The sequence below is a fragment of the Acinetobacter sp. V102_4 genome (assembly GCF_031799005.1).
Lineage (GTDB): Bacteria > Pseudomonadota > Gammaproteobacteria > Pseudomonadales > Moraxellaceae > Acinetobacter > Acinetobacter calcoaceticus.
Genome location: NZ_JAVQNR010000051.1, coordinates 66466 through 79205 on the forward strand (window position 1 = coordinate 66466; position 12740 = coordinate 79205).

Genomic DNA, 12740 nt, shown 5'->3' on the forward strand with positions numbered 1-12740 from the left:
TTATTCGTCGTTTAATGCACATTCAAAATTACTTGGATTTTCTTTACATCTCACTTTTTTTAGAAAATTCATCATTTTAGGGTCATAGATACCTGCCTTGGTTAGCTGTATTCGTGCCTCGCGCATCATTTTCATATAGTTTAATTGTTCATTTTTAGGAATATCCATCCAATATTTTGCGGGAATATCACTTTCATATTTTGCAATAATGCCAAAGGTTCTATTTAGTTGGCTGGCTACCCAAGTCCGCGACTTTTGCCCAAAACCTGCTGGAAACTGGTCTTTACGAATAATGAAGTTTGCCGAAATTTGAGTTAAAGGGAAACGAATGATAGCTCCTTTCTCACCTAGACCTTTGTGTAGCTCAAAAGGTTTAAATGCAACAATAGGAGCGGGCACAATATCAATTTCATGGTTATTAAATTTCGCACCCGCATTGGTGACGTCTACCGATACAGCCTGACCACCAACATGTTGAACAAGCTTTGGTTGGGCTTCATCATATTTAAATACCCCAATTTTTTTACCGGCAGCTTTAGCGAGTGTATTGATACTTCTATCATTTACAAATAAATATGCAGGGCCAATTGTGCCTAAACCTGCAATTTCGTAAGGACCTACAACCATGTTTTTTGCGGCCATTGGTGAGGACAACAGCTTATAGGCATTAATTGCCGTTTTCATATTTGTTAATGCGCCAACAGCATCTAAAGATCCTGTATATTTATTAAACTGACGCCCACGTAAGCCACTAATAATAGCGCCATCACATTTTCCAACTTTTAAATCTTCAGCCGCAACTCGTTCATCAACATATGCTTTTAAAGATATATCAGCTCCCCAATTTTTGGCCTCAAGTGCATAATCTTTGGCTAAAGCGAAAGCATCTCCCGACTTACCAATTGGGTCAAAAACACAGACGACTTGTTGTTTTGCATAAAGAGTTGTTGTTAAACATGTACTTGTAATAAATAAAATAATTTTAAAACGATCCATATTTAGTTATCCATTATTTCAATTATAAAATTTATTTTATAAAGCTTGGTTAGATTAGATATGACATTTCAATAAAAATTTTTAAGGGAAAAAGTCAGAAGACAGCCTTTGTTGAGGAAGATATTTTTATCTAAATCCGAAAGGCTTAAATCTTTAAAAAGTCTTATATCTACTTTCTATACAAACATCCTTATCTTTATCTCATATTTATAAATAAAAATATTTTCTGATCTTTGTACCTGTGTAGACAGTTAAACAAAACATCTCTCTTTACACTCATCCAGAGCATAACACCACAGGTGATCACAACACGTCTCACATCAGAACTGAATGCCGTGAACAGATGATCATCAGGCATACGTTTAGTTAAACATTCTGAGAGTTCAATAAAAGCAGAATGTATGGATATGTATCGAGATATGAAAGAAATAATTTCGCAAAAAAACTCATCCGGCATTGTCTGGAAGCATACCAAGAAACAATGGTTCATTTCTGTTGGGTATTTTAACTCGCTTGCGATCTATTGGATTGTACCTCTTTGTTTATTCTTACTTTGGTGGATCGCGTCAAACGAACAATGGATGCCTGCTCAAATTTTACCTACCCCAAAAGACACGTGGAATTCTTTTGTTGAAATCTCATCTCAAGATCTATGGTCACAGCTTGCGATCAGTCTTGAGCGCTTTGGTCTTGGTTTATTTTCAGGCGTGCTAGGCGGCGTATTTCTGGGTGTTTTACTTGGCTATAGCCGTATTGCAGAACAATACCTATCGGCAACGTTTTATGCGTTGGTGATTATCCCAACATTGGCTTGGTTGCCTCTGCTAATGATCTGGCTGGGCATCGAAAATAGTTTAAAAATTTTCATAATCTTCAAAGCTACGATGGTGCCGATTGCCTTACATACTCAGGCAGGGGTACGTGATATTCAACCCAAGCTCAAAGAAATGGCAGCAATTTTACAGTTTAATCGTCTAACGCTACTCACAAAACTTGTACTGCCAGCAACACTTCCATATTTCTTTACGGGTTTAAGACTAGCTGTTGCAGCAGGTTGGACAAGCCTGATTGCTGTTGAGTTGTTGGCTTCATCGGAAGGTATTGGATATTTGATGGTGACAGGCCGTCAGCTATTTCAGCTCGATATCGTCTTTGTCACGATTTTTGTGATCGCGTCTGTGGGAATTATTTTCGATTTCATCCTACATCGAATTGAACGTAAGTTTGTGTTCTGGCCACATGCTGCTTTAAGTGCTCATGCTTTTCACAAAAAAAGCCGCACCGATGTTTTCAAGTCATGGGTTTTGCCTTTGAGTTTAATAGCGCTTTGGGCAATGAGCAGTGGGTTTGACTTAATTTCGAGTCAAATTTTACCTGCGCCATGGGCAGTATTAAAGGCACTGTGGTTAGGCATTCAAGATTTTTCACTCACCACTGCCATGTATTACAGCCTTTATCGCGCAATCTTGGGATTACTTATTGGTGGGTTAATTGGTGCTTCAGTAGGAATTGTGGTGGGGCTATTTAAACAGATTGAAAATCTATTGGCACCCACACTCAACACATTACGTCTAATCGCTATTTTTGCTTGGATTCCACTACTGACAGCTTGGTTCGGACTCGAAGATTTATCAAAAATTGTTTTCATTTCAATAGCGACATTTTTTCCTATGTTTATTGCGACATGGAAAGGCATGTCCAGCATTCCAATGCAGCTCGTTGAAGTCTCAAGCACCTTAAGAATGACATTGCTTCAACGCTTAACGCTTTTGATTTTACCTAGCATTGCACCTTCAATGTTCGCTGGGTTTCGACTGGCATTACTTTATTCGTGGATGGCATCTTTTGGAGCTGAATACTTGATGGGCTCTGGAATTGGCATAGGTAGCTATATGATGGCAGCACAGCAAAACTTTGAAATGGAGCGTGTAATAGCAGCAACCGTTTTAGTCGCTGGTTTGGGCGCGATTCTGGCATGGCTGGGCAAAATAACTGAAAACTACGCAACATCTTGGCGAAAAAATTGAGGTCAGACCATGACGATTACCCTTAATACAAATACCGAAAAACATCACCATTCATTTCAATCTAATGCTCAAACACGTGTGGCATTTCACCATGTTCATAAGTCTTTTGTTGTTAATCAACAACCTGTCAAAGTCATTCATGACTTTAATCTAGAAATTAAAGAGGGAGAGTTTATTGCGATTGTGGGTAGCAGTGGTTGCGGTAAATCTACGCTCTTACGTCTTTTGGCTGGACTTGATCAAGATTTTGATGGTCGGATTTTAATTGATGGTGCCGATGTAAGCGGGATTGGCGGCGATCGAGCGGTAGTCTTTCAAGAACATCGCTTATTTCCTTGGCTTACCGTTGAGCAAAACATTGAGCTGGGTTTATTAAATGAAGCATTAACTGCACGTGATAAAGATATTCTGGTCCAGAAAGCAATTGAATTGATTGGATTAAATGGCTTTGAAAAGGCATATCCACATCAACTATCTGGTGGGATGTCTCAACGTGTAGCCATTGCACGTAGTCTTGTTGTGCAGCCGCGTATTTTTCTGTTAGACGAACCGTTTGGTGCCTTGGACGCGTTAACACGGCATCAAATGCAAAATGAATTGCTACGCATTCAATCTCAACAAAAAATGACCACTGTTTTTATTACGCATGATGTGGAAGAGGCTGTCACTTTGGCAGATCGTGTGGTGATTTTAAAACCCAAACCTGGTCGTGTTGAACAGATTATTCCCATCAACTTACCGCGTCCTCGAAATCGTTCAAGTTTTGAATTGCATCAACTAAAAGAACAGATTTTTCGGATCTTGACCGAAGACAAAATTGGTTAATAGGAGTTATTGATGAGTGAATTTAGTCAAGGCTCGATCAAAAAAGCATTTTTATTTGAGCAATTATCCAATCAAGTCATCCATACAACGACGGTTAATGATCCTTTTAGACATAACGTAGATGTTAGAAATGATCCTGCTGGGCCAAAAAAGAATGCTTTGGCAATCGCGATTGTGGCTGTTGCTGCGGCACATTTGGGAATCTGGTATATCGCCAAACAACTTCCTACGCCTCAGCTTGACGTTAAAACACATGATCCTGTGGTGATAGAGATTGTCAAACCACCTGAGCCACCCAAAGTGATTGAACCTAAAATCCCTCCAGTGGTGCAAAAGCCAAAGATACCGCCTGTTAGCCAGACACCTCAGCCTGTACAAAAGCAGATAGAGCCACCCAAACCAATACAGAAACACGTTGAACAGCCGAAACCTGTTGAACCGCATAAGGCAGCAGAGCAACCGCGACCTGTAGCAGAACCCTTAAGTAAAAATGTGGTGGCGGCTCCTGTTCAGCAACCAGTTTCAAAACCCGCTGAAGCACCAGCAAAAGCTGCTGATGACAACTTACCTGTTACAGAAGCAAAGGGCTATGCAGGTTATTTGAGTAATCCAGCACCTGAATATCCTGAACAGGCTCTCGATCGAGGTTGGGAAGGCTCAGTTATCTTGAGGGTAAAAGTCTTGCCAAATGGTAGTCCCGATAGCGTGACAGTCAAACAGAGCAGTGGCAAAAAAATACTCGATAGTGCGGCGATTAGAACCGTAAAACAATGGAAATTCTCACCCGCCTTAAAAGGAAAAACACCAGTTGAAGGTTGGGTCGATGTTCCAATTCACTATCAACTCCCGAAATAATTTTTTAACTTAATATTGATCTATAAGGAATTTTAACATGAGTGATATCAACTCCCTGATCCACGATGGGACTATCTGGTTATTGGTTGCTTTTTCAATTGTGACGTGGGGTTTGATTGTAATTAAACTGGTTCAAACCCAAAAAGCCGACCGCCAGAACAAAGCCTTTGCAGAAGAATTCTGGAGTGCCAAAAATCTTCAAGATGCCATTCAAAAATCGGAAGCAGGACAAGGACCTGTGGCACGCATTGCACATACCGGTTTTAAAACACTTGCCGATGCAGATGACGATACTCATCAAGATTTACAACATAGCTGGAGTCGTCAAGATTTACTCGAGCGCCATTTACGCAAACAAATTTTATCAGAACGTCGCCAGCTAGAAAAAGGCTCGGCCTTGCTCGCATCAATTGGTAATAATGCACCTTTCATTGGGCTATTTGGTACCGTCTTTGGGATTATCCATGCTTTACAGGCGATTGCACATTCGGGTAATGCCAGTATGGATGTCGTTGCAGGGCCGATTGGTGAAGCGCTAGTTGCAACAGGCATCGGGATTGCAGTGGCTGTTCCAGCGGTACTGGCATATAACTATTTTGTGCGTAAAGTAAAAACTATTGGTGCAGAACTGGATGACTTTGCAACCGACTTTGTGAGTCTAAACCAGAAATCAGGTTTCCAGCTTAAGAGTGTTAAGGCAAAAACAACAAATACGAGCACTCCAGCCAGCGAGTTAAGCCATACCCACAATAAAGAAAAGGTATATGCATAATGGCAATTTCAACATCGGAACAAGATGATGTGGTCAGCGAGATCAACATTACCCCTTTAGTGGATGTGATGTTGGTTCTGTTGATTGTATTTATCGTCACGGCGCCCTTATTGACAAACACTGTTAAGGTAAACTTACCAAAAGCTGCGCCGACGCAGGTGACAGAGCAAACTAAGGCGGTGGTCATCAGCGTTAATCCAAAAGGGGAAATTTATCTGGATAAAGATAAAGTCACTCTTGAACACTTTGAACAAGCCATTCAAACGCGTAAGGCGGCCAATCCTAAACTGGCTCTGAACCTGAATGCAGATGAGATGGTTCCTTATGGTACGGTTGCCAAGTTACTGGCCAGCATAGAACGAGTAGGCGTTGATAAACTATCAGTCATTACATCGCCTAAGTCTTAAGTTCTATTAAAAGAAATAGGAAGAAAGAAAATCAAGATCCAAATTTGAGATCTTGATTTTCATATAATTGTTTAATCTAAATTTATATTAAACTTGAATTTCACGATGAAGTTGTATGGTCTATTTTAGAGCTTCAATTTGATGGTGAGATGGCGAATGACAACACTTGTTTATAACGAGACAAAAAGAAATAACTATGAGCATTTTTTAGATTTATTAGATCAAACTCATGTTAATCGTTATCAAGATTTCAACATTACCTTTGAATATAAAAAACTGGCAGAACAAATGCTGTCAGAATGTGAGTTTATGGATGCATGTTCGTTTGAAGAAAAGCAGAAGTTATTTAATGAAATTAAGATAAAGCATCTTTATCAAGGGCAAGTGCTATATTCGAGAAATCAAAACTGTCGTGAACTGATCATTGTTTTAAGTGGTGTACTCAAGTTAGGTTGGAATTCATACGATGGAAAATATCTTATTCATCGTTTTATTCCGACAGGTGCACTATTAAATATTGTCTATCTTATTTCTGAATCTGCCCTAGAGCATGAATATATTGCACATGAAGCAACTGTGATAGCAACCATTCCTGAACATATCTTTAAGCACACCATACAGCACAATTCGCGCATGCTATATCAGGTTTTAAAACTGGTATGCCAAAGAACACGTCTTTTAGACAATGATATCTATCACACTTCTACGCAACCTTTAAAAGTACAAATTGCCCGACAGCTCATTTATTTAATCGAATTTTTTTCTACTCAAACTCAAAAAGGCATCGAAGTTTTATTAAAGCTCTCGCAAGAAAATTTGGCTGAACTTTTAAAAATATCGAGACAAAGTATAAGAAAGGAAATTCAGTGGTTTGTTGAAGAAGGCATTATAGAAACAAAATACAATCATATCTCTGTCAAAGACATCGACAAATTAAAAGCCTTACTGCGGTAAATAGATTATGACGAATTATGAATAATTTTTCATAAATGAAGAAATGCTATGTAATTTTTGTTGCAGAATTTAAAAGGGGTAATTTCTAAACTCATATCATCAATGATGAGAACGATGATATGGCAGATTTATTAATAAAAAAACCAGTGAATGAGTTAATCGATGTGATCCCTTTAACAGGTCGTATCGGTGCACAAATTAATGGTATTGAATTATCTTCAAGACTTAATGCTGAGGTTTTGAATCAAATCAGGCAATCATTGCTTGAACATAAAGTTATTTTTTTCCGTAATCAGGAACATTTAACCGATCACGAACAGGAAAAGTTTGCAGAATTGCTTGGGCAACCTATTTCTCATCCTACTGTTCCAGTGGCAGAGGGTTCGACTTATATATTTGAGCTTGATTCCCGTCATGACGGTCGTGCAGACGTTTGGCATACCGATGTCACCTTTGTTTCAAATTATCCAAAAATCAGCATTTTAAGAGCGGTAACTACCCCCAACCGAGGAGGCGATACTACATGGGCAAACACAGAAGCAGCCTATGATGAATTGCCAGAGCCGCTAAAGCTCCTTGCCAATCAGCTCCGTGCAATTCACACCAATGATTTTGATTATGGTGGTTTTCGGCCTTCTGCAAGTGATGAAGTCGTAAAACGCCATCAAAAAATCTTTGCTTCAACTGTCTATGAGGCGGAACACCCATTGGTCAGAGTACACCCTGAAACAGGTAAACGAACTTTAATTTTAGGCCAATTTTTTAAACGATTTGTGGGTCTGACTGCTAAAGAGTCCAACAAGCTGTTTGAAATTTTTCAAGATCGTATTACCAAACCAGAAAACACGATTCGCTGGACGTGGAAGGACGGAGATGTCGCTATTTGGGACAACCGTGCCACGCAGCATTTAGCCGTCAATGATTATGGTAATGCTTTGCGTATTATGCGACGCGTTACGTTAGCAGGCGATGTTCCTGTTGATATCGACGGTAAAGCGAGTAAGCAAATTAAGCCATCTACTTCATAAGTGTCTAAATAATACGACGCCGATTTATTAATAAAAATGTGGAAGATATAATGAAACAATCAATTTTTAAAAAATTGATCTTGCTGAGCTTATTGGCTTATGGACATGCCAGTTATGCTGAAAGCCTTAAAACAATCCGAATTGGTTCTCCCGATTTGACCGCCGGTCAGAAACACGCGGGTGGAGGAGTTGTTGATGTGCTTTACAACAAAAAATGGCTCGAGCAAGAACTTGCAAAAAAAAATGTCAAAGTGGAATGGCATTTCTTTAAAGGTGCTGGGCCAGCCATTAATGAAGCATTGGCCAACAATCAACTGGATTTCGCCTTTTTAGGTGATTTACCTCCGATCATTGGTAAAGCCAATGGATTAGATACCCAATTACTTGTTCCAACGGCACGTGGGATTACCAATTATCTGGCGGTAAGATCTGATCTCTTGATCAAAAATTTTGCTGAATTAAAAGGAAAACGGGTTGGTTTGTTACGTGGCACAGCAGATGAATTGTCATTTGTGAGTGCATTGAACAGCCAAGGTTTAAAGCTCAGCGATGTGCGAGTGGTCAATTTAGACTTTAACGCCGTCAACGCAGCTTTGGCCGCAAAAAAAATTGATGCGTCATGGGGACCTTCTCGATTTTTTGCGTTACGTGACAAACACATCGTTAACTTGCCTATAAGTAGTCGTCAGTTAAATGGTGCAGGATCTACCCAAGGGGTGTTCTTAGGTCGTCAATCGTTTATTCGACAATATTCAAATGAAACACAACAGGTGGTGACTCAGGTTGTAAAAGGTCTGAATTGGCTCTCAAATGAGAAAAACCGAGTACCACAAGTTGCGCTATTTTTTACCCAATCGGGCTATCCAGCATCTATATATGCTCAAGAACTCAATGGGGTAAATTTGAAGTTTTTATATTCACCGTTATTTGATGGCTATTACACCCAACAATTGCAGCAAAAAATTACTTTGGCTACGCAACAAGGGCTGATACGCAAAAATATTGACGTCAAAAGCTGGATTAACCCGTCATTTGTAAATCAAGCACTTGAACAATCAAATTTAAAGACTTACTGGAAACCAACTCAGCAGTACGAATATTTGAAATCAGTGAAATAAGCACCGTCTTTTAAAACTTAATTATGGGGTAAATAATGTCGATACATTCGAAAAGTGTAACGCGTGATCCGTTCACGTCAGCAACCAAACAAAAAATTTTAAATTTAAGTCTACTTTCACTAAGTATCTTGTCTGTTTGGGGACAAGCTCACGCAGAAACAGTCTCAAACTCTGCACGTTCTTCAGAGGATGTGGCGCAGTTAGAGACCGTTGTTGTGACAGCAACACGCCGTGAAGAATCACTTCAAAAAGTACCTGTTGCCGTTTCGGTCATTAGTGGAAAGGAACTCGATAAGCAACAGCGCAACTCACTTGAAACATTGGTAACACAAGTACCAAGTGTTAACTTTCGGGCTGGAGCCTCAAATAAAGATACGTCATTATTTGTTCGCGGTATTGGAACTGTTACCACTTCACCGGGTGTCGAACCTTCGGTCTCAACAGTGATAGATGGCGTTGTTTACAGCCGACCTGGGCAAGCAACACTTGATTTGTTAGATGTGGATCGTATTGAAGTCCTACGTGGTCCCCAAGGAACACTTTTTGGTAAAAATGCATCGGCAGGTGTAGTCAATATTGTGACCAAAAATCCAACCAGTGAAACCTCTGGTTATATTGATGCCTATGCCACTAACGATAGTGAACAACGAATTAAACTAGGAGCATCTGGTACATTAATTCCTGAAAAATTAACTGCCAATGTTTCGGCTCTATTAGGTAATTTTGATGGCAATGTAGAAAACCTTACAACAAATGAAGATGTCAACGGCTATAAAAATTATGGTTTTAGAACCAAATTTGAATATACGCCTACCGATAGTCTAGTGTTGGGCTTTACTGCCGATTATCTGCATAAAAAAGGAAGTGCCCCGACAGGCATTGTGGTTAAAAATACTGATGCCAATTATGCAGCGGCATTATCACCTGTTGTAGCATCTCCAACCAATCGAAGTACAGTTGAAAATACTCAAGCTTCGACTGAGGATACCAATCAGGGGGTAGCGCTCACCGCAGACTGGACATTAACCAATCATCAACTATCATCCATTACGGCCTTTCGCCAATGGAAAAACACGCAAATTGGTGACAGTGATCAGCTTGCAGCACCGACACCAAATTTTGCCGGAATTGCCGATTTAGGCCATGTTAACAGTAAGCAATTTTCTCAAGAAATTAGAATTAAACCGCTCGATCATGGTTTTTTTGATTATGTCGCGGGTCTATATTTTTCTAAAAACAAAAACGATGAGACTTATCAACGTGAGTCAACTTGGTACAACAATACCTCTAATGCTTATGTCGTAGATTTTGGTAAGGCAATCTATAACACAGACAGCACCAACTATGCTGCATTTGGCGAAGGTACCTTTCATTTCACAAATCGGTTGAGATGGATTGCTGGTTTACGTGTTACTCGAGATGAGTTGTCTTATGATCACAGCCGAGTTTCAACTGTTCCAAGCAGTGTAGGTGTCCGAAATGCGATTCGTTCTTCATTTAGCAGTGATGGATCGACCAGTGAAACTGGAGTTTCAGGCCGCATTGGACCTCAATATGACTTTACACCGAATATATTGGGCTATTTTACCTATTCGAGAGGTTATAAAGGTCCTGCATATAACGTTTATTTTAATATGCAGCAAAATGATACACCTGTCATTGATCCTGAAACGGCTAACTCCTACGAACTTGGGCTCAAATCTCAATGGTTAAATAATCGTCTGCGCGTCAATGTGGCGTTATTTAACACGGATTATGATAACTATCAGGCAAATTTTAGAACCCTCGATCCAAATGGTTTCCCAATAACCCGCTTGGTTAATGCAGGAAGTGTCTCTACCTATGGGGCTGAAATTGATTCGGTATATAAGATTAATCCAAATTGGGCATTAAACTTTTCAGGTGCCTATACACATGCACGAATTGATGACTTCAAATGTCCAGCTGCCGATACATCGTGCCCAAATGTAAATGGTAAACCGTTGCCATTTTCTCCGGATTGGAAATTTAATACCCAGCTCGATCGCTATTTTACTCTGGCAAATAACAAGCAAATTGAACTTTCAACCCAATATGCATGGCAGAGCAAAGTACAGTTCAGTCTCGACCAGAACCCAAACACCATTCAGGGTGCATATGGGCTTTTGAACGCGAGCATTGCTTTAGCTGATACTGCCTCTGACTGGCGATTGGCATTGAATGTACGGAATATAACGGATAAATCATACGCAACTCTGCTGAGCACAAATGGTAGCCGTATTAATCGTCAAGTCCCTAGAGATGATGAACGCTACTTTGGTATTTCATTTCGTAAAAATTTCTAAAAAGTATGTCTAGTATGCCTCGTTTTTTACGAGGTGTACACCCATCAATTGGACTGATTAAAATGAGTAATCCTTTAAAACCTGTAAGGTCATCTCAGGTTCAACATTCGTCTACAAGAAAGCTTCACCTTAATTTATTTTTAGATGGTTATGGCCATCATTTGGCCAGTTGGAGGCATCCAGCGAGTCAATTAAACCTAAGTCCCTATGAACGCTACTTAAGCGCAGCAAAAATAGCTGAAGAAGGGAAATTTGATGCCATTTTTTTTGCCGATAGTTTGGCTGTTGATCCAGCAACTGCGACCTCAGGAAAAATTCGTGGTAACGAGATTGAACCCCTCACATTACTTTCAGCAATTGCGACTCAAACACATCATATTGGACTCATTGGAACAGCCACGACAACTTACAATGAGCCCTATCATCTCGCAAGAAAGTTTGCCTCTTTAGACCAGATTTCTGCTGGACGTGCAGGTTGGAACCTCGTCACCACCGATTTTGCGCTTGAAGCGAAAAATTTCAGTACAAAGGAACATGTCAAACATCAAGATCGCTATGCACGTGCTGAAGAATTTCATGATGTGGTAAAAGGACTTTGGCGTAGTTGGGATGAGGATGCAGCTATTCATGATAAAGCCAAAGGTATTTTCTTTAATCCAGAAAAGGTACATACGCTCAATCATTGCGGTGATATTTTTCAGGTAAAAGGTCCACTCAATATTAGCCCAAGCCCACAGTCTCACCCTGTGGTGGTTCAGGCAGGTAGTTCCGAACGAGGTAAAAATCTCGCAGCTCGTACCGCAGATGTCATTTTTACTGCCCAATCCAACTTGGCAGCTGCACAGCAGTTTTATAGTGATGTAAAGCAACGTCTTGAAGACTTTGATCGCCAAGAGCATGAGTTAGTAGTAATGCCCGGTGTATATGTGCTTGTTGCTCATACGAATGAAGATGCTAAGAAGCAGCAACAGCTTTTAGATGAACTCGTTGATGATGACATTGGCCTTGGGCTTTTAGGCAGAATGTTGGGTAATTTTGATTTAAGCGGTGTTGATGTAAATCAGCCTTTAGCTTCGTTAGATTTATCCGAGACGCAAACGGGGCAGCAAAGTCGCCAGCAATTGATTCAGGCACTGGGGCAAGAGCAAGGTCTAACCATTAAACAGCTCTATCAACGTATTGCATCAGGACGGGGGCATTTTTGTTTGGTTGGAACGCCAGAATATATCGCCGATCAGCTTGAAGAGTGGTTCGTTAGTGGTGCAGCAGATGGATTTAACATTATGCCTGCTGTCATATCCAATGGAATTAGAGACTTTGTCGATCTGGTTATTCCCATCCTTCAACAGCGCAATTTATTCCGCAAAGAATACGAAGGTCAAACATTAAGACAAAACCTCAGCCTCTTGGCTGCTGCCGAATAAAAGGACAAAG

The 12740-nt window shown here is 40.2% G+C and carries 11 protein-coding genes; 10 read left to right on the plus strand and 1 reads right to left on the minus strand.

What is annotated here, in order from left to right:
* Entirely contained in the window at positions 1–996 is a 996-nt protein-coding gene (adeT1, locus tag RMB13_RS16170) for a putative multidrug efflux protein AdeT1 (protein WP_311085778.1), read from the minus strand.
* A gap of 401 nt (positions 997–1397) precedes the next feature.
* Here adeT1 and RMB13_RS16175 point away from each other — a divergent pair, with 401 nt between their 5' ends.
* From RMB13_RS16175 to RMB13_RS16220, 10 genes are all read left to right on the plus strand, one after another.
* Positions 1398–3023: an ABC transporter permease gene (locus tag RMB13_RS16175; RefSeq protein ID WP_311085779.1), complete on the plus strand. Its 1626-nt coding sequence runs from the start codon at positions 1398–1400 to the stop codon at positions 3021–3023.
* A gap of 9 nt (positions 3024–3032) precedes the next feature.
* Positions 3033–3848 (plus strand): ABC transporter ATP-binding protein, encoded by an 816-nt coding sequence (locus tag RMB13_RS16180; protein ID WP_270902474.1) that lies wholly within the window; start codon positions 3033–3035, stop codon positions 3846–3848.
* Between the two features lie 12 nt (positions 3849–3860).
* Positions 3861–4703: an energy transducer TonB gene (locus tag RMB13_RS16185; RefSeq protein ID WP_311085780.1), complete on the plus strand. Its 843-nt coding sequence runs from the start codon at positions 3861–3863 to the stop codon at positions 4701–4703.
* Positions 4704–4740: 37 nt separating this feature from the next.
* Positions 4741–5475 (plus strand): MotA/TolQ/ExbB proton channel family protein, encoded by a 735-nt coding sequence (locus tag RMB13_RS16190; protein WP_311085781.1) that lies wholly within the window; start codon positions 4741–4743, stop codon positions 5473–5475.
* Positions 5475–5882, plus strand: a complete 408-nt coding sequence (locus RMB13_RS16195; protein WP_311085782.1) for a biopolymer transporter ExbD — start codon at positions 5475–5477, stop codon at positions 5880–5882. Before RMB13_RS16190 ends, RMB13_RS16195 begins: the two co-directional genes overlap by 1 nt.
* Before the next feature lie 156 nt (positions 5883–6038).
* Positions 6039–6836, plus strand: coding sequence for a Crp/Fnr family transcriptional regulator (locus tag RMB13_RS16200; RefSeq protein ID WP_311085783.1), 798 nt, complete (start codon positions 6039–6041; stop codon positions 6834–6836).
* A 119-nt stretch (positions 6837–6955) separates the two neighbouring features.
* Positions 6956–7864, plus strand: a complete 909-nt coding sequence (locus RMB13_RS16205) for a TauD/TfdA family dioxygenase (protein ID WP_311085784.1) — start codon at positions 6956–6958, stop codon at positions 7862–7864.
* 50 nt (positions 7865–7914) lie between these two features.
* On the plus strand, positions 7915–8982 hold the full coding sequence (locus tag RMB13_RS16210) for an ABC transporter substrate-binding protein (protein ID WP_311085785.1): 1068 nt from the start codon (positions 7915–7917) through the stop codon (positions 8980–8982).
* A 128-nt stretch (positions 8983–9110) separates the two neighbouring features.
* Positions 9111–11306, plus strand: a complete 2196-nt coding sequence (locus RMB13_RS16215) for a TonB-dependent receptor (protein ID WP_311086020.1) — start codon at positions 9111–9113, stop codon at positions 11304–11306.
* Between the two features lie 62 nt (positions 11307–11368).
* Positions 11369–12730: an LLM class flavin-dependent oxidoreductase gene (locus tag RMB13_RS16220; protein ID WP_311086021.1), complete on the plus strand. Its 1362-nt coding sequence runs from the start codon at positions 11369–11371 to the stop codon at positions 12728–12730.
* Positions 12731–12740 lie beyond the last annotated feature (10 nt).

Coding starts and splice junctions, on each gene's coding strand:
- RMB13_RS16175 (WP_311085779.1), top strand. CDS start 1,398: ATGGATATGTATCGAGATATGAAAGAAATAATTTCGCAAAAAAACTCA.
- RMB13_RS16195 (WP_311085782.1), top strand. CDS start 5,475: ATGGCAATTTCAACATCGGAACAAGATGATGTGGTCAGCGAGATCAAC.
- RMB13_RS16205 (WP_311085784.1), top strand. CDS start 6,956: ATGGCAGATTTATTAATAAAAAAACCAGTGAATGAGTTAATCGATGTG.
- RMB13_RS16185 (WP_311085780.1), top strand. CDS start 3,861: ATGAGTGAATTTAGTCAAGGCTCGATCAAAAAAGCATTTTTATTTGAG.
- adeT1 (WP_311085778.1), bottom strand. CDS start 996: ATGGATCGTTTTAAAATTATTTTATTTATTACAAGTACATGTTTAACA.
- RMB13_RS16210 (WP_311085785.1), top strand. CDS start 7,915: ATGAAACAATCAATTTTTAAAAAATTGATCTTGCTGAGCTTATTGGCT.
- RMB13_RS16200 (WP_311085783.1), top strand. CDS start 6,039: ATGACAACACTTGTTTATAACGAGACAAAAAGAAATAACTATGAGCAT.
- RMB13_RS16180 (WP_270902474.1), top strand. CDS start 3,033: ATGACGATTACCCTTAATACAAATACCGAAAAACATCACCATTCATTT.
- RMB13_RS16190 (WP_311085781.1), top strand. CDS start 4,741: ATGAGTGATATCAACTCCCTGATCCACGATGGGACTATCTGGTTATTG.
- RMB13_RS16220 (WP_311086021.1), top strand. CDS start 11,369: ATGAGTAATCCTTTAAAACCTGTAAGGTCATCTCAGGTTCAACATTCG.